The organism is Bradyrhizobium sp. JR4.3, from assembly GCF_040547695.1.
Taxonomy (GTDB): domain Bacteria; phylum Pseudomonadota; class Alphaproteobacteria; order Rhizobiales; family Xanthobacteraceae; genus Bradyrhizobium; species Bradyrhizobium canariense.
The window spans coordinates 24,824-42,656 of record NZ_JBEPQF010000039.1; the positions used below are offsets into that span (position 1 = coordinate 24,824).

The 17,833-nt window shown below is 57.6% G+C and carries 14 protein-coding genes; 4 read left to right on the forward strand and 10 right to left on the reverse strand.

The window, feature by feature from the left end; all coding sequences use genetic code 11:
- Positions 1–8: 8 nt before the first annotated feature.
- Together galE and ABIB91_RS35790 are read right to left on the reverse strand one after the other, a co-directional pair.
- On the reverse strand, positions 9–992 hold the full coding sequence (galE, locus tag ABIB91_RS35785; protein WP_007595295.1) for a UDP-glucose 4-epimerase GalE: 984 nt from the start codon (positions 990–992) through the stop codon (positions 9–11).
- Positions 989–1,960: a UDP-glucuronic acid decarboxylase family protein gene (locus ABIB91_RS35790; protein ID WP_007595297.1), complete on the reverse strand. Its 972-nt coding sequence runs from the start codon at positions 1,958–1,960 to the stop codon at positions 989–991. The genes galE and ABIB91_RS35790 overlap by 4 nt, the downstream gene beginning before the upstream one ends.
- A gap of 914 nt (positions 1,961–2,874) precedes the next feature.
- On the opposite strand from ABIB91_RS35790, the gene ABIB91_RS35795 reads away from it, so the two are divergent.
- Positions 2,875–3,873, forward strand: a complete 999-nt coding sequence (locus ABIB91_RS35795) for a glycosyltransferase family 2 protein (RefSeq protein WP_007595299.1) — start codon at positions 2,875–2,877, stop codon at positions 3,871–3,873.
- On the opposite strand, the gene ABIB91_RS35800 is transcribed toward ABIB91_RS35795, so the two are convergent.
- A complete protein-coding gene (locus ABIB91_RS35800) occupies positions 3,862–5,058 on the reverse strand; it encodes a glycosyltransferase (RefSeq protein WP_219684436.1) in 1,197 nt (398 codons plus the stop codon). The two genes, ABIB91_RS35795 and ABIB91_RS35800, sit on opposite strands and share 12 nt — an antisense overlap.
- 108 nt (positions 5,059–5,166) lie before the next feature.
- On the opposite strand from ABIB91_RS35800, the gene ABIB91_RS35805 reads away from it, so the two are divergent.
- Positions 5,167–6,198 (forward strand): glycosyltransferase family 2 protein, encoded by a 1,032-nt coding sequence (locus ABIB91_RS35805; RefSeq protein WP_007595304.1) that lies wholly within the window; start codon positions 5,167–5,169, stop codon positions 6,196–6,198.
- Positions 6,199–6,286: 88 nt separating this feature from the next.
- Here ABIB91_RS35805 and ABIB91_RS35810 read toward each other — a convergent pair whose 3' ends face one another.
- Positions 6,287–7,117 (reverse strand): glycosyltransferase family 25 protein, encoded by an 831-nt coding sequence (locus ABIB91_RS35810; protein WP_007595306.1) that lies wholly within the window; start codon positions 7,115–7,117, stop codon positions 6,287–6,289.
- A 276-nt stretch (positions 7,118–7,393) separates the two neighbouring features.
- On the opposite strand from ABIB91_RS35810, the gene ABIB91_RS35815 reads away from it, so the two are divergent.
- Positions 7,394–9,064, forward strand: a complete 1,671-nt coding sequence (locus tag ABIB91_RS35815; protein WP_219684435.1) for a putative Ig domain-containing protein — start codon at positions 7,394–7,396, stop codon at positions 9,062–9,064.
- Positions 9,065–9,074: 10 nt separating this feature from the next.
- On the opposite strand, the gene ABIB91_RS35820 is transcribed toward ABIB91_RS35815, so the two are convergent.
- Positions 9,075–10,202, reverse strand: coding sequence for a polysaccharide pyruvyl transferase family protein (locus tag ABIB91_RS35820; protein ID WP_007595310.1), 1,128 nt, complete (start codon positions 10,200–10,202; stop codon positions 9,075–9,077).
- 424 nt (positions 10,203–10,626) lie between these two features.
- Between ABIB91_RS35820 and ABIB91_RS35825 the strand changes: the two genes are divergently transcribed.
- Positions 10,627–11,427 carry an FkbM family methyltransferase gene (locus tag ABIB91_RS35825; protein WP_007595312.1) on the forward strand — a complete coding sequence of 267 codons (801 nt, stop codon included), beginning with the start codon at positions 10,627–10,629 and terminating at the stop codon, positions 11,425–11,427.
- 86 nt (positions 11,428–11,513) lie between these two features.
- Here ABIB91_RS35825 and fcl read toward each other — a convergent pair whose 3' ends face one another.
- The 5 genes from fcl to ABIB91_RS35850 all read right to left on the reverse strand — a co-directional run bounded on the left by fcl (position 11,514) and on the right by ABIB91_RS35850 (position 17,726).
- Positions 11,514–12,470, reverse strand: a complete 957-nt coding sequence (gene fcl, locus ABIB91_RS35830) for a GDP-L-fucose synthase (protein ID WP_007595314.1) — start codon at positions 12,468–12,470, stop codon at positions 11,514–11,516.
- The gene (gmd, locus tag ABIB91_RS35835; RefSeq protein ID WP_035993338.1) at positions 12,451–13,533 is read right to left on the reverse strand and encodes a GDP-mannose 4,6-dehydratase; all 1,083 of its coding nucleotides are present in this window, start codon (positions 13,531–13,533) and stop codon (positions 12,451–12,453) included. The genes fcl and gmd overlap by 20 nt, the downstream gene beginning before the upstream one ends.
- Before the next feature lie 5 nt (positions 13,534–13,538).
- The gene (locus tag ABIB91_RS35840) at positions 13,539–15,086 is read right to left on the reverse strand and encodes a lipopolysaccharide biosynthesis protein (RefSeq protein WP_246649361.1); all 1,548 of its coding nucleotides are present in this window, start codon (positions 15,084–15,086) and stop codon (positions 13,539–13,541) included.
- 13 nt (positions 15,087–15,099) lie between these two features.
- Positions 15,100–16,200, reverse strand: coding sequence for a glycosyltransferase family 61 protein (locus ABIB91_RS35845; protein ID WP_007595320.1), 1,101 nt, complete (start codon positions 16,198–16,200; stop codon positions 15,100–15,102).
- A gap of 179 nt (positions 16,201–16,379) precedes the next feature.
- Entirely contained in the window at positions 16,380–17,726 is a 1,347-nt protein-coding gene (locus ABIB91_RS35850) for a glycoside hydrolase family 16 protein (protein WP_354171517.1), read from the reverse strand.
- Positions 17,727–17,833: the final 107 nt, after the last annotated feature.

Here is a 17,833-nt window from a genome sequence, read left to right on the forward strand (position 1 = left end):
GTGCGCAATCATGCCGGCGGGTGGCTATCGCTCCACCTCAGTGCGGTCTTGATAATGAAATCGATCTCGGATTGCCACGGGCTCCAACCGAGCTCCCGCTTGGCTTTGGCAAAGGAGGCGACGAGCGTGGGCGGGTCCCCTGGGCGGCGTGGGCCGCGGCGGACGACCGGGTCCTTTCCGGAGACACGCTTCACCGCCTCTACTAGTTCGAGCACACTCGTGCCAACCCCCGTACCGAGATTGAAGACATGAGTACCGCCTCGAGCCACCAGCATGTCACCTGCCAGAAGGTGGGCCTGCGCCAGGTCAGTGACGTGTATATAGTCCCTTATTGCAGTGCCGTCCGGCGTCGGAAAGTCCGTTCCCAGAATGGTGAAAGGCCGATCGGGTCGGCGCACCGCTTCGATCGCCAGCGGAATGGCGTGCGTCTCCGGTTCGTGGCGCTCGCCGATCTCGCCATCAGGATCACAGCCCGCCGCGTTGAAGTAGCGCAGCGAAACCGACGACATCTCGTACGCGCGACCGAAGTCCTCGAGCATACGCTCGATAATCATCTTGGACCATCCATAGGGACTAATCGGCGCCTGCGGATGCGTTTCGTCTATCGGGGTGCGCGTGGGTACTCCGTAACTGGCACACGTGCTGGAAAAGAGCACGCGCGAACAGCCGACCGCCCGCATGGCATCCAGGAGGGCAAGCGTTCCTCTCGTGTTGTTATCGTAGTAAATGGCGGGATCAGCCACCGATTCGCCGACATAAGCCAGTGCCGCAAACTGCGCGACGAGGTCAGGCTTGTAGGTTTCCAGCGCTGCGCGTACGCCGGCTGAATTGCGAATATCGCACTCGACCAACGGTCCCCAGCGCACAGCATCGCGCCAGCCTCGGGAAAGATTGTCGAGCGTCACGACGTTCCAGCCCGCCATCGCAAACGCCTTGCAGCAATGCGAGCCGACGTAGCCAGCACCACCAGTGACAAGAACAGTCTTTTTCATCTCGCCGCTTCCGCTCCCCGCGCAATCATTAGGCTCTCGAAATATGCAATGGTTTTGCGTAAGCCGTCGCGCAACGAGAAGGATGGAAGCCATCCCAACGATTTCTGGGCCAAACTGATGTTGGGTCGGCGTTGCTTGGGATCGTCGATCGGAAGCGGCATGAATTCGATAGCCGATCTGGATCCAGTGAGGTCCACGATCATCCCGGCCAATTCAAGCATTGTGATCTCAGCGGGGTTGCCGAGATTCATAGGACCGACGACGTCATCACATGTGTTCATCAGCCGGACCAGACCGTCGATCAGGTCATCGACGTAGCAGAATGAGCGTGTCTGCTGCCCGTCACCGTAAATTGTGATTGGTTGATTGGTTAGTGCCTGCACAATGAAATTGGAAATGACACGCCCGTCATAGGGACGCATACGTGGACCGTAAGTATTGAAGATGCGGGCAACCTTTATCGAAAGCTTGTGTTGCCGCCGATAGTCGAAAAACAGTGTTTCCGCGCACCGCTTTCCCTCATCGTAGCACGAGCGCGGCCCGATCGGATTGACCCTGCCCCAATAGGTTTCGTCTTGCGGATGAACCTCGGGATCACCGTAAACTTCCGAAGTCGACGCCTGCAGAATTTTTGCGCGTATCCTCTTGGCCAGCCCAAGCATGTTGATGGAACCATGCACGCTCGTTTTGGTCGTTTGAACAGGATCGTGCTGGTAATGAATTGGACTGGCCGGGCACGCGAGGTTGAATATCTCGTCGACTTCCACATAGAGAGGAAATGTGATGTCATGCCGGATTACTTCAACTTTTTGGTTGGAAAGCAATCCAGTCAGATTATCCTTTGAGCCGGTGTAGAAATTATCGACACACAAAACTTCGTTTCCGGCGCTTACCAACCGTTCGCAGAGGTGCGAACCCAAAAAGCCGGCACCGCCCGTTACAAGGATTCGCCTCGTTCGCGCCAACATTTACTCCTCGTCACAAATTCTTGTTGTCAACTCTCCGACTTCCAAATTCCAGCTGATCCTTATCTAAAGCAATTGTGGCCTGAGTTGGTGCGATGCGTGGCTCCGACGCAGCCGCAGGTGGGACGCAGGAACCGGGAACGCGCAGTTGCAAGGCCTCGACACTTTCGTCACATCGAATTTAGGTCAGCAACCATCTGACAAAATCGACAAATGCGCCCCTGCGGCCCCTCGTGTCGGATGCAGCCGCGAGCGGTATCCTTGGTGCGCGCATTGCTATGAAACTATTGCCTCGTGGCGGTTTCGTCCGCGGGATAGAACCGCGTTTGATGCGCTTCCGAGAGAACCTGCCCTGTCGATGATTTCGCCAGAGCGGTCCATTCGTACATTCCAGGCTTGCAAGGACCAAATGTCCGGACCGTCCCAGACGGCACAACGCCGTTACGGGGAACCGGAACGTCCTGGCCTCCCATCTCTCGGGTGCCTTGCGCTAGTGTGAGCGACATCGACGTGGCGCCCACGGGAACATTGCTCAGTCGGATCTCGGGATTTGGGAAAAGTGTGATACAGCCGCGTGTCCCGCCCCATGAAAAATCAAGTGTCATCGGATCAGCTGATGCAGGATGACATAGCGCGAGCAACAACGCGAAGACGGCGACAACAATTTTCACATATCGCTCCGGTCAGGTTTGATGCCGGATCTTCAGGCGATCGGCCATACAGTATCCACCAAAATATATCGCCATTTTATGGCTTGGTAGCTGAGCATACTGGCTGATCAAGGCAACAAAAGAGCGGCAGGTCACGAGTTGGCCATTGTTATATTTGACCGTCGACACATCCGTTGGCGAGCATCAGAGAACAATGCTGTGCCTGCCAACGGATTGAGCAAAGAACCGCAGGATGGTAGCTAAACCGTGTCCAGAAAAGTCCTGATCGTCGTACCGGTATTGAATGAGGCTCCCCACATCGAGACCGTTGTCCGTAACCTCGCTAGCGACAGCGTTCATGAAGATCGCACAATCGTGGTTGCAGATGGCGGCAGCACCGATGAGACGGCTGACATTGTGCGCCAGCTGGCCGAGGAGATTGCCGGCGTCCATCTGTTGCGCAATCCGCAGCGGCTGCAGAGCGCCGGGGTTAATCTGGCCGTACAAGTCTACGGTGCTGCAGCGCAGGTCCTGGTGCGGTGTGACGCCCATTGCCAATATCCGACGGACTATATTTCGCGCCTCCTCAAGACCTTGGACGAGCGCCAAGCCGACTCGGTCGTGGTCCCTATGGACTCGCGCGGTGACGGCTGCCTGCAAAAGGCCGTCGCCTGGGTATCGGACACAAAGGTCGGTTCGGGCGGATCGGCACATCGCGGCGGAAAGAAAAGCGGCTTTGTCGATCATGGACATCACGCAGCGATGACCATCGACGCCTTTCGCAGGGCCGGTGGTTACGATGAAACCTTCACTCACAATGAAGATGCAGAGTTTGACTGCCGGCTGCGTGCAATCGGCGGCCGGATATTTCTGGATTCGGACATCCGCCTTTCATATCGACCGAGGTCGGGTTTTCTGAGCCTGGCGAAGCAGTACTTCAACTACGGTCGCGGTCGATCGAGAACCGTGAGACGGCATCCCGGATCGTTGCGACTGCGCCAGTTCCTGGTACCGACTCACGTCGCGTTGATGTTCTGCGCCATCGTTCTGTCTCCATTCGCACCTGTACTGTTGACATTGCCGATGGCTTATCTGGCGATACTTGGGCTTACTGCAGTGACAATTGCACAAAAGCATCGCTCGATTTGCGGGTTGCTTGCGCTGCCGGCCGCTGTCGTGATGCACTTCGCGTGGGCACTTGGCTTTTTCTGGGGCATCCTGTCGATCCGCCAGACCACCTGGCAGATGACCCCTTCAGTTTCCTGAATCCTGCAGAACCTGGGCGCTGACCGGTGCGTCTGCATGCCGGCCCGCCTTCGCATAAGCGACCTCGGTCAGGCGGGCAATTGAGGTCCACGTCGGCACGGAGTCGCGCAGATCCAGCATTGCTTGTCCCTTGGAGTTTCGATAATCAGGATCATCAATTAGCCGCTCGAGTGACCGGGACAATGCGGCGGGGTCATCTGGAGGAACGAGCGTTCCCTCTGCCCGATCGCTCAGCCATTCGGCAAAGGTTCCAATGTTCGACGCGACAATCGGACGTCCCGCCGCGATCGCCAGCATCAGCACCCCCGATGCGTCAATGTCTCGGTACGGAAAAGCCAGGATGTCGGCGTGCGCGACCAGCGAGGTCATTTCATCGTCCGGAACGAACCGCAGGTCGAATTCGACATGGTCGTCGAGCTGCAGATCCTTCACCATCGCAAACAACGGCTCCATCGCCATTTCCGGCCAGCCCACGACCTTCACCACGCAACGTGCCCTGACCTCTCGGGGAAGCAATGCAAGTGCGCGAAGCATAACGTCGACGCCCTTGTAGGGCTTTATCTTGCCGAACAGGAGTATTTGAACGCGCCCGCCACCGGCCGAAGGCTCGTCCGCCGGTCGGGCGATATGATCCGTCAGCAATCCGTGCGCGATAACGGATATCTTCTCGTCCGGGATACCGACGCCCAGAAGGCGATCGCGTGCAACGGCCGTATGAACGATGAGATGGTCGAAGCAATGCAGAATCTTGAGCGCGCCAATCCGCTGTATCCGCGAGCTCGGATTGTTGTTGAACGGATTCGAGTCATGAACGGTCAGAACCGTTGGCGCGACCTTTCTGAACTTGGGAACGAACTGGCTGTCAACAATCGCCAAGGGCGCCCACTGGAAATGGATCACATCGGGCGGCGCTCTCCTGAAGCGCCTGATCAGCCGAGCCATTGATTCAGCGTGACTGAGACCCTTCAGTCCCAGCTGCACGTTGCGCGGAAGTTTCTTGAAAAAGCGCGACTGCATCCCAGGATAAAAATGTCGGTCAAGAAACCGCACTTCGTCGACGGACGGCTTCTGCCCAAGCTGGCGCCCGACAATGTTGGCTGCATGCCCAATATCGGTCAATCCTTTGGCTAATTTAAGATCATACGGCCAGGTAAACAGTGACGGATCGATCAGAGCGATTTTCATGCGATTGTCTCACCAACCATGCTTGCGGACTGTGAAATTACTTCTGGCTCATCAACGCATGGATTGATAGCCTTCGATGACACTGGCAGATTTCCTGAGCGAGACGCGTTGAAGATTAGCATCGTCATAACAGTCTACAATTACGAACGGTATGTCGGATTCGCAATCGACAGCGCGTTGAATCAGACGCGTCCAGCGGATGAAATTGTTGTCGTCGACGATGGCTCGATCGACGGTTCCCGTCAGATCATCGCCGGGTATGGTGACAGGATTCGAGCCATATTTCAGGCAAATCAAGGCAACATCGCAGCATTCGAAGTTGGGTATCGCGAAGCGACAGGCGATGTGCTGCTGTTCCTTGATGCGGACGATATCCTGATGCCGACAGCAGTGGAAAATGTCGCCGCACACTGGCGCGAGGGTCTCTCGAAAGTTCAGTTCAATCTGGAACTCATCGACGGCGCTGGTACGCCTCTTGGACGGTCATTTTGTGCGTTTCCGACGTCGTATACGTTACAGGACGTGCATGCAGAATTTATCCGGTCAGGAACGTACATCTGGCCGGTCATGTCGGGCAATGCGTATTCCAGAGAGTTTCTTCGTCAGGTCATCCCTCTCAATCCGCCCGTCGGATACGATGGCGCTCTCAACACGATCGCGCCGCTTTACGGGGACGTCGTCACGGTGCAGGCAATCTTGGGGCAATATCGGCTCCACGGTCGAAATATCAGCCGGAACGACGCGCAGGGCCGCGCCCAGCGCTTTCCCGATTTCCCTAGGCAAATCGGGTTTCGCGTCGCCGAGTTCGATATCCTGAAGGCGCATTGCGACAGGAAGTCGGTACATGTGCAATCGGCAAGGCCAATCGATAACGAGATCGTCTTTATCAACTATCGCTTAGCGTCCCGAAAATTGGGACTGAGGTATGTCGCCCAGGAGATGGACACATCGAGTTCGCTCCTGCGTCGCGGCATATGGCTGGCTCTGACCGAGACGACACAATGGCGGACCGCCGCCTCTCATATCGTCTGGTTCACTGTGTTATTCTTGAGTCCTTCCTGGTTTGCATACCGGCTGATCATGCTCCGGTTCAACAGGGCAGAACTCCTGAGGCCGCTCCTGAGGTTCGGCCGCTCCTGAGGTTCGGCAGCGTTATCCGACGCAAGCACGCCTGAATGCGCGATGGCGCAAAGCCAACCCACCTCGCAAGATCCTCGTCGCACGCCCTTCAGGCATCAATCACAGGCTTTCGAACCCCGCGAATTGTCCCCGGCATTGGCCCGTAAAGACTGGTTACGCCGGCAAGGCGGCCGCGAATCCGCCTGTCGGACTGGCGAAGGCGAATATTTTCCGACAAGCGCAGAACGTATTCCTTCGATTTCCACGCAAACCATGCCGCCCTGTCAAGCGCAGTAGGCTCGCGGAGCGACTCCGCCGCTTTTGCAATCGAGGATGGCAGCGTCAGCTCAAGGCATGGAAATGGAAACAAGCCATAGTTGTACAGCCCATTTGCCCAGAAGCGATCCATCTCCCAGTCGACTGGCCGATGGATCGTCGTCACGCTGTGGATAAATCGACGCGCTGCGCCGCTGGAGATCAGATAGGCCTGCGTTCCCATTGGCGCGCGCTCAAACCGCACCAATTCCCGCTGATCCAGCCAGGCCACGTGCTTGCACGGCGCCATGTGTCGCCCATACAGCCGGAGATAACCGATCTCGGCAGCCTTGCAGATATCCGGAAGCGATCGAAAGCTGAATCCGGCATCGAGAACGACGTCGTCTTCCACCACAAGTGTCCATGAATCGTCGGTGTCCGATGCCCCCAGTTGCGCCATGATGCTCATATGGCTCGCTGCGCAGCCGATCTCGGCTCGTGAAAGGCCCCTGCCCCAAAAGCGGATGGCCAGCGCTTCATCATATTGCGGGAGCCCCGTGGCTGGCACACGCAAGGCATCAAAGAAGGTCCAGGGAATACCAAGCGAATCCAGATTTGCACTCGCGCGCTCGCGGCGCACGGAACCGTCCAAACTAATCGCCACAACTCTGAGATCGCTGCCCATTGATTAGTCAGTCCTGCGCTGTCAACTTGGAACCGCATTGCACATGATCTCAAAAGGATTAGCGCGAACTTGTCTCTGCTGACAAGGAGGAGGCAAGCGCCCAGGCTGCCATGTTCGCGACGATGTTTCACATTGTTATCCCCGTCAGCACGAAATCTGCGGCTACACACTGAAATGGTCCGCATTCGAACGCGTTGGTGCAAACCGAAGGTTTCCACACTTGCGAGTGAATGTGTACGCCGCAAAAATGATGACGGTTAGGCAAGAGAGGCGTGGATGCCATCAAAGCGTCGAATCAACGGCACCATGGCAGCATTGTTCGTCGCATCGTTGGCTGTTGCTGGCTCAGCACTTTATCTAGGCCTGAGCAACGATGGTGTGCGACAGCGCCTGCGATCCATCACGCCCTCCAAGCGAAGCAGCCAGATCGTCGGTGGCGCCGTCGTCGGCCAGAATGGCAGCGGGTTGTATGCGGGCTATACGCTGTCCTGGGGTGACGATTTCGACGCCCTCGATATCGTTGGTCCGGCAAACCCGCGCGGCAAGTTCTTCCCGACTGGCGCCTATCATCCAGGCATCCGCGGCAATACCACGTCGCTAGGGACAGGCTTTGATGCCGACCCGCTAACGACAGGTTACAAAGACCGGAACCGCGGCGTCGCGGTCGACTTCGACAACATGTCGGTTTCCAGTTCGGTGCTGCGGCTCGGGGCGCGCAAGGCAACAGTGCGCGAGCAGGCATTCCTTACACCGACCGACCGGTCCATCAACGGAGGCGTCCGCCCGCACCTCTCCGCGATGATCCATACGGCCGGGGCATTTGCATACTACCCGAGCACCAATGCCGTCATCGTCGAGATACGTGCTCGGTTCAGCTCCAGGCTTACGAATCCGGCTGGCTTTCATCCAGCATTCTGGACCTATTCCGTTGCACCCGTGCTCAACCCAACCGGCAACGAGTGGGATCTGGAGTGCAACTCTCAAGGGATGCATTTCAGCAATATCGTCCACACCTCGGGGGCAATCTCGACCGACAACAGCGCCGGACCGTTCGACTATATGGACGATACGTTCCACGTCTTCAGCTTCGTCTTTCGAAACGGCGGAAGCACCCAGCTTTACGTCGATAGTGCCCTTCGGTCCCAGTTTATTGGCGTGGACTCCAATACCAAGAATATGCCCTCATTTCTGCTGCTGACGTCACACATATTCAACAATACGTTCGCGGGCGAGGCGTACGACGCCGCGGCGTGGGCCAGCTCCACGACCGGGGCCTATCTCGATGTCGATTGGATTCGCGGCTGGCGGACGGCAGGCGTCGCGCATTGGAAGCCGCTGGTTTCGGTCGAAGACCTTAATGTCGATTATGACGGCAGCGGCAAGGTCGTGCTCCCGAGCGCCAAGGCCCTGTGGGGTGATGCAAGCGTCACCGAATTCGTCCAGGTCGTACCCTACGACAGCTCCGAACCGGGCATGGCGGAGCAGTCGACGTTTACGCAATTCCCGGAAGGAATTTCGTACGATGCGGCGGCGCGCACGATCAAGGCGGACTTCACCACCGCTACGGGAAATCCCGGGCGGTCCCATGTCGTCGTTTACGGCTACAAACCTGACGGCTCAACGATGGAGCCCCTGCGATTCTCCATCAATCGCGGCCCGCGCGTGACGACGCCCCCCCTTTCAGCCGCCGCAGGCGACAGCTATCACCACGATATCTATGGGGAGTGCGATGTCGGCGTCATGATGCCGAAGATTTTGTCCGTCAAAGGACTGCCGCAGGGGCTCGCCTTTGACCCTTCCACCGGACTGATCAATGGCGTTCCCACGGCGGCAGGGGTCGCCAACCTAACAATCTCCTGCGCGAACAATGCGGGCCAGACCACAAAGAGCACAACAACGTTCACCGTCCACGCGCACGAGCCGGCGAACCGCCCGTACGGAGGATGATGCTCGACCCTCAACGTTGATCCGTCGGCGCCGAACTGCCCTGGCAGATATCCAGAAACTTTGCGAGGGCGCCGTCCACACTCGTGCTCAGTGGCCGGCTCAACTTTTCGAAGGGCTTGCTCCACGCATCGACGAACGTGCTGATTTTCCCATAATTATTGTCAAGAACCGAGTGCGGCAGATTCAGCAACACGCAAAAGATGTGCGTGTGAAGCCGGTCCGTGATCACGTAGGCCGACGATCCAACCTGCCTCATTCCACGGGCTACACGATTCGACGCCAGCAGGTGAAACCACCGAATGCGCACGTCGAGCTCCGACGACGTCCTGCCCTTGAGCAAGAGGAGCGCCGTCTCGAGCAGCGCCTTGACAAACAACCACTTTCCCAAGCCTCGTTGTTCGTTGAGCCAGTCCTCGACAACAGCAAAGTTTGGGAGCGGCGGAAAATGCTTTTGCTCTACCTTCTCGTGATCGGTTCGGAGCAGCAGCAACAATTTCTTGGTTACTGCCGCTGGCGAGCTCTGCGCCCCCAGGCAGAACGCCATGTCCGGACAGAGATCCACGGGCGCAGTAAATTCCGCTGTCGCGATATTCAAACTTTGCACGTCACGGACCAGAATCCGGAATTTTTTGTGCGAGTTGATGATCTCCGCGGCGCGCTTGAGACTTGCCTTCGAGGAGAAGTGTATAGTTTGTGGCAACTGAATGATCGGGCGATCCGGAAACTCCGACAGAAGCCTGAGCCGAAACTCCTGATGGCTGGGCCACAGGTCGCCAAAATTGCCCCCACCATGGATAAGGATCGGTCCAACAGGAACGGCTCTTTCAAATTCCTTCTTTGACCAGGTGTCATAGGTGCAGACATAGGAGGGTGCTCGACCTAGCTTTTTCTGCAGATAGGTCTCTTCACCCAACCATATGGCGCTGTCGCCCACATTGGAGTGGTTGGGGAAATCCACCAGCGCGAAATTCTCGACACCCACCAGATGGGGCCCGATGACCTTTTCGATCTCATCCTGCAGTTCTGCAATCAGTGTACGAGAATCCTTCATGGGAATTTCGGCCATCGTCCTGAGTTCGGTCCCATCGGTCGCATCACAGCATCGAATGGCTTTCGATGCATCGGCAAAACTTCCCATTCGACTAATCCACTTCTGCCATTGCGCCAAGCACCCGCAACGGTTGTGCAAACAACGCATCTGCGCGCCACCAGCGCGGACGCCGGATGTTTGCGCTGCGAGCTTCCCGCGTCTGTCATTCGATCTTCGCGCTCAGCCGCTTCCGCCTCTACGCTCTCGTGCCTCACTCGGTCCCCTCGCCGATGCGGAAGCCGACCGGTTCCAGAGCACGGAATAGATCGGCTTAGCAGCCAAAAGGCAAGTCTCGGCAACACTGCCGAATAGCGATACCACCGCACATATTCATGACAAGAATCGAATCTATTGGAGTCTTAAGGCAGGCAAATGTGTTGATCGCAACGAACATAGGCAGCGAGCCTGCAGGAATGCCGATTCTTGCAGCACGTCTTGCACCCAGGCGCGTTAGCGAGCTCGGAGTCATCGCATGATCGGTTTATTAAAAGACTACGTGAAGACACGCCTGCTCAACAGCGACGTTATGATATCCGGCACCTCAAAGGAGGAGGAGCTCAGGGAATTCTTCCGGGACCTTTTCCCTGTCGTTACGGACAAGAAATTAGTTCGACTGGGCGGATCCGCTGATGGCGGCTATTTGGTTCCGGATGACCTCGAAGGCTGCGTCGGTTGCTTTTCGCCGGGCGTCTACAACGTCTCTGACTTCGAGCTCGGCCTTGCCGAACGCGGCATCCCGTGCTTCCTCGCCGACTTCTCGGTGGATGCACCCGCGACCCAAAATGACCTGCTCGATTTCGAAAAAAAATTCCTCGGAAACGAAAACAACGCCAAGTTCATGACTTTAGAGAACTGGATGTCGAGAAAGGGCGCTCGGACCGGCGATCTCATCCTCCAGATGGACGTTGAAGGCGGCGAATACGAGGTTATCATCGAAACGAGCTGCGACGACCTGAAGCGCTTCAGGATCATGATCATCGAGTTCCATTCCTTGGACAGAATTTTCAATCCTATCGGTCTCAAGCTGATCGGCGCTGTTTTCAAGAAGATCACCAAGCACTTCGACGTCGTACACATTCATCCGAATAATTACTTCAAACCCATCGAATACAGGGACTTCAAGGTCCCGCCGATCATGGAATTCTCGTTCTTGCGCAAGGATCGCGTTTCTCGCCGAGCGCCTGCCAGAAGGTTTCCTCACGACCTCGACAGGAGAAACGTCGCCAATAGGGATGATGTCGTGCTGCCGAAATGCTGGTTCGCTCCGGGGTGATCGCCACCGTGGCCCCACCGATGAATGGCGCCAGCCGCGGACATCGGGTGCGCGACCGTCGGCTCGCAATGGCGGAAGTGCGCTTCCTACTCTCCGGACTGCCGGTTCTCGCCGAGATATGCCTGATAGGCCAGCTTGAGCCCATCCTCGAGCGGGGTCTTGGCCCGCCAACCCAGTTTCGCCAACCGGTTGACGTCGAGCAATTTGCGCGGAGTGCCGTCGGGGCGCGAGCTGTCAAAGCTGATCTCGCCGGAATAGCCGACGGTCGCCGCGACCACCCGGGCGAATTCGGCGATCGCAATGTCCGTGCCGGTACCGACGTTGACGAGCTCGCCGCTCGAATAGGTCTTCATGAGGTGGATGCAGGCGTCCGCCAGATCGTCGACAAAGAGGAATTCGCGCCGCGGCGTGCCGGTGCCCCACACCATGACGTTCTTCGCCCCCGACGTTTTGGCCTCATGGAAGCGGCGGATCAACGCCGCGACGACGTGGCTGTATTCGGGATGATAATTGTCGCCGCGACCATAAAGGTTAGTCGGCATCACACTGATAAAGTTTGAACCGTACTGGCTGCGATAGGCTTCGACCATCTTGATGCCGGCGATCTTGGCAATCGCGTAGGGTTCATTGGTCGGCTCCAGCGGGCCTGTCAGCATCGACTCTTCGCGCAGCGGCTGGACTGCCAGTTTGGGGTAGATGCAGGAGGAGCCAAAGAACATCAGCTTCTCGCATCGATTGACATGCGCTGCGTGAATGACATTGGTAGCGATCGCGAGATTTTCGTAGAGGAACTCCGCCCGCAGCGTGTTGTTGGCGACGATACCGCCGACCTTGGCGGCAGCAAGGAACACTACCTGCGGACGCCTAGCAGCGAACCATTTATCGACGGCGGTCTGGTCACGCAGGTCGACCTCGCTCCGCGAGGCCGTCAGCAGTTCGACATTTTCCTCAGCGAGTCGCCGCACCAACGCGGAGCCAACCATGCCGCGATGGCCGGCGACGAAGACGGTCTTGCCGGCCAGTTCAAATGGAGTACTTGCCATTGGCAACCTCTCGCCTCGCCTCGAGCAAATCGCAAGCCATCATTTCCTTGACCAGCTGCGCGAACGGGGTCCTGGATTTCCAGCCGAGCTTCTCGCGCACCTTGCTGGGATCGCCGATCAGGAGATCGACCTCGGTGGGACGAAAATAAGTCGGGTCGATCCGCACGACGATCCTGCCTGACTCCTTGTCGAGGCCGGTTTCTTCGACGCCCCTGCCTTGCCATTCGATTTTGCGGCCGACTTCCGCAAAGGCGAGCTCCACGAACTCGCGCACCGAGCGGGTCTCCCCGGTCGCCAGTACGAAATCATCGGGCCGGTCGGCCTGCAGGATCATGTGCATGCCTTCGACATAATCCCTGGCGTGGCCCCAGTCGCGCTTGGCCTCGAGATTCCCGAGATACAGCGTCTCTTCGAGGCCCGTCTCGATGCGGGCAACGGCACGCGTGATTTTGCGGGTGACGAAGGTTTCGCCGCGGATCGGACTCTCGTGGTTGAAGAGAATGCCGTTCGAGGCAAACATGCCGTAGGCCTCGCGGTAGTTCACGGTGATCCAATACGCATAAAGCTTCGCCACCGCGTAAGGGGAGCGCGGGTAGAAGGGGGTCGTTTCCTTCTGCGGCACTTCCTGCACGAGGCCGTAGAGCTCGGAGGTGGACGCCTGATAGAACCGTGTCTCCTTCTCCATGCCAAGAATGCGGATCGCCTCCAATAGCCGCAGCGTTCCGATCGCGTCGGCGTTCGCGGTGTACTCCGGGCTCTCGAAACTAACCGCCACATGGCTCTGTGCAGCCAGATTATAGATCTCGGTTGGTCGGATCTGCTGCATTAGACGGATCAGGTTTGTCGAATCCGTCATGTCGCCGTAATGCATCAGGAACCGCACATTGTCGGCATGCGGATCCTGATAAAGATGATCGACACGGGCGGTGTTGAACGAGGACGATCGCCGCTTGATGCCGTGAACGGTGTAGCCTAGCCCGACCAGATACTCGGCGAGATAGGCACCATCCTGACCGGTGACGCCCGTAACCAGCGCGACGCGGCGCTTCGACCTTTCATCCATATTACTCACCCGACTCCTCGGTTATCATCGACGATTTTCCCAGTTTCCCGAAACCTGTTGGCAATTGCGCCGAGGATTCGCAGGATCTCACGCTCTGGCCCGGCCGGCGCGCCTGTCGCTCGCCAGACTCCAAAGAGGGACCCGACATAAGCGAGAGCGCTCACGAGAACAATGGCGATCAACCGAGCATAGACGTGAGACTCATGGCCAAACGATGTGATGAAACTCCAATTGGTCAGAAGACCGACAATGATCATCGTGCAGGTGGACAAAGCGGTCCTCAGATTCACGAGAAATTGTCGGGAGACAGAAGTGTCAATCAATTCGCGGACCAGGACCATGTTGTAGACGACACCGCCGAGCGTAACCGCCACGCGAGCGACCAGCAGGCCAAGTACCCCCCCGACCCACAAGCCCGCCACGATGACAGGCAGCCTCACGATCAGGATCGCAACGTCGCGATGAAATAACCTGCGCGTCTGCCCAAGGGCCAGACCAAGGGGTTGGACGGTCGCACTGAGCGTATGCAACGCAATTGCACCACCGAGGAGCTGGATCACGATTGTCGCGCCTGCCCAGGCTTCACCCAGTGCGAGCGGAACGAATTGATCGGCGATCAACGCGAAGCCGAACCCAGCCGGAAAGGCAATCGCACACAGCATTGATTGCGCCGACAGATAAGCGCGTTGAAGGGCGGCCTTGTCGTCCCTCAGCCTCACAAACGCGGGAAACAGTGTCCCGGCGAGTGGATTTGTTGCTTCTCTTGTCGGCGTGGCGGCCAGGTCGCTGCCCAGCACATACGCACCCAGGGCGGATTTCCCGAGAAAATATCCGATGATGATTTGGTCGAAACGCCAGTTGAGCGTGCTGACGGCCTGTCCGAGTGATAGCCAAACAGAGAACGAGAATAGGGAGCGGCTCCCCGTTATCCGGAATTTCGGCCGGAACGGATGGATGAGATAAGAGGCGACGACATCGATGAAGTTGGCGATGACGGCTCCTGCGATAAGCGCCCAGTAGCTCCTGAAGCAAATGGCGATCCCGGATGAGACGAGGATGGTTGCGAGCGCCCGGCTGCTGCTCGTCACAAATTCCTGCCAGAAGACGAGTTGACGCTGCATCATCGCAAGCATCGGATTTCGAAGCCCAGATATCACAATCGAGCAGCTCAGGACCAACAGGATCGGAATCAAGCGGCCATCGCCGTACGACAATGCCACCGGATAAGCGAGCAGCGAGAGCAAGAGTGCCAGCAAGCAGCCGCGAGCCAGGCTCAACGTCCACGCGGCGTGGAATTGATCCTCACTAGGATCCTTGTGGTGAATGAGCGCCGATGCCAGGGACAGTTCCGTCATCGACGTCAGAACAGCAATGATGGCCGTCGCGACGGCAACCAGGCCGAAATCTTCCGGCGTGAGCATTCTCGCCAATATGAGCGTGTTCAGCAAGCCGAGACTGGCAACCACCAGCCGGCTCACGCCGATCCAGGCGGCTCCGATGGCGATTGAATTTTTCGACAAAGGGAGCGCCGTACGCGCACCAATAGCGACCATTTTCAATGCTCGTTCATTGACAGATGGTTTCCAGTGCGCGCTCGAAGATGTCAGGCGCAACCTCGAAATCGAATGGACTGGGCCCAAACGCTCCCCGCGGGCGTGTTCCCTTGCTGTCTCCCACGATGTAAGAATAGTGCGCGCCGGCCGACGTAGCGATCGTGTAGTAATAGGGATGCACGTGGTCTGAGGGGATCAGCTCCAGGACTTTCGTTCCAGGCGAGCAGAATACGAGATTGGTCAGCCCCGCACCGTGTGGGCCAACGACAATCGCGCATTCCGAGAAAAACGCCGCTTCATCCTCAACGTCATCAAAATCGTAGATCTGGAAGCCGAACTTTCTCAGTGCAGGCATCAGCTCTTGTTCGTTGGCAACCTTCCTTTGTCCTTTGCGCGGAACGTATACGCGCCTGTCGTGACGAAGCGGCGACTTGGCGACCGGCAAGCGGAAGAACTCCGTAAGCCATGGTGCATAATTCCGTCGCAAGCCTGGAAACGAAGTGCCGATCACGAGATCGGCCTGGATGTCCTCCTGGCCTGCCCACACGCACTTGTGCACTGGAATTCCAAGCCGGCGAACGAGTTTGGCTGCCGTTTCGGACGCAGGCTTGGGCAAATAGACATAGTCGACATCCTCGAGCGACAGGCCACTTTTCTGGAATAGCGCCAAGCGTCCCAGGCAATCGAGCAGGAAGTGCCCATAGTTCCCTCCGGCGAAATCACTCGCTAGCGAGAGACAGGTGCCGCTTAGCGGCAGCGGCGTCCCATAGGCAACTGATCGCGGATGGCGCGAGAACGACGATCCGTACCAAGTGCTCTCGTAGAGCAGCGATCCATCCTCCGTCACGAGCCAGCCGTCGGGACCGAGGATGCGGGCCTTGTCCAGGCGGAGAACGCCCAGCTCGGGCATTCTGTTGTCAACGCTTTCACCGAAACCTGCGTCGCGGCTGCCGAATCGAACCGGTGCCTTCCGGGTCAGGACCTGTTCCTCGACGGCAGTGACCCACGTATGCGGATGTTCACTTCGCCACGTGCGATGATCACAAAGCCGGCTCGGGCTGCCGCGCAATGTACCACGGAGGATTTGCCTGACGGCGCGAACTTTTGAGTTCATGGACAACTACCAATGCAAGAGACACTGACCGTGACAGGCAAGCCCGCATGACGGCTCACCTGCCACAGCCAAGCAAAATTCAGACCGACCTTCGGATAGCGTGCCGAGCGCAATCAGCGGTACTCGGCTTGATTCAGATCACACGGAGCTGTGCTCACGCTGCATGTGCACCCCTCCGATCAGCGGTGCACATGCAGCGACAGTAGACGGCAAGATCTGGCTTTTTTTGGTTGGATCACCGTGGTGTCGCAAGCAACTGGGACTTCTTTGGGGCCGACCTCGCCCGCGACTTCGGCCGTCAGTTTGCTGCCCAGCAGATAGTTCCCTTCACGCGGCACGGCCGGCAGCGCAAACTCGATCACGCTGACGCCATTTTCCCCTTCCTTGCGAGAGTCCTGTTGCAGCGGCTTCTTTGCCGATGCGACCATAGCGCCGGTTATTTCGTCGAAGACGTACGCGTGAAGCGTTCGATTTGTCGGATAGTCGTCCGGAATCTTGATCGGAATTTCGATCTTGAGCGGATCGGTCGTGCCCAGCGACAATACCCCCGCGTTCGGCTTCTTATCCGCTACTACGTTCGTAACGTTGAGGAATGTCGGCTTGGGCATGTCGTTGAGCGCTGCCCTATATCCAAAATCATTCGGATCCGGTGTCACGTCGCTCGGACCGCATTTTCGGCTTCCCCGTTCGGAGGGCGTGAACTGGCAGACGCGAACGTAGTCGATCTTGAACGCCTGCGGGAAAGCCGCATCATCGATCCCGTGCCGGCCGGCCCAGGCTGCTCCGCCGATAGCAAAATTGAGATCGATGTGCGCCGGTGGTCCCAGTTGGCCATCCTTCCTGAGCCACTGGTACATGCGCGTGTAGACGAGACGGCCATCCCAGAAGAACGAAATGCGGTCAGGAGCCCAAACGAAGCCGGCAATATGCCAGTCCTTGTTCAGATCCTCCTTGCTGACCATGTCCTGAAACCTGAGCACGAAGGAGCTGTCCACATACGTGTAGGACTGCGGCGTCCACTTATCTTTAGTCATGGCATTCGAGTGCAGCATGTTCGGCTTGTCTTCCACACCATTGATGACGTACTCGAAAATGTCGATCTCCGGCGGATGCCAGAACTTTCCATCGATATCGTAATCGGCTTCGAGCCAGAATGCCGGCCACGATCCCCGCGCATTCGGAAGAAAGACCCGCGCTTCATAGTAGCCGTAGTAGAATGTCTGATGGCTCCGGATCATCCCGGAATCGAACGTGTCCGCCCCCTCATTCTTTTTTGCAGTCAGATTCAGCGTACCTTCGGACACCACGTGGTTGTCGCGGTAGCGCTGCTTTTCATCGTTGAAATGATCCATCGTTTCGTTGTTGTAGATGTATCGGGTCGCCCATTTGGTTCGATCAAGCTTGTCGCCGTTGAACTCATCCGAAAACACCAGCTCCCAGCCAGCGCACCAGGCCGGCGTTGCGGATCCGAATGCAACGACTATCGAGGCGACACAAAGGACTTGCCTGCGCACGGCTGCGAACATCAACGAGATCCTTTCGGTACGGCTGTTAGCCGGCTGAGAAACGCTGTGCCGGCTCAATGCGCAAAGACTTTGGCAATGGTGACGCTGCCACGTCGCGAGCCGGCACA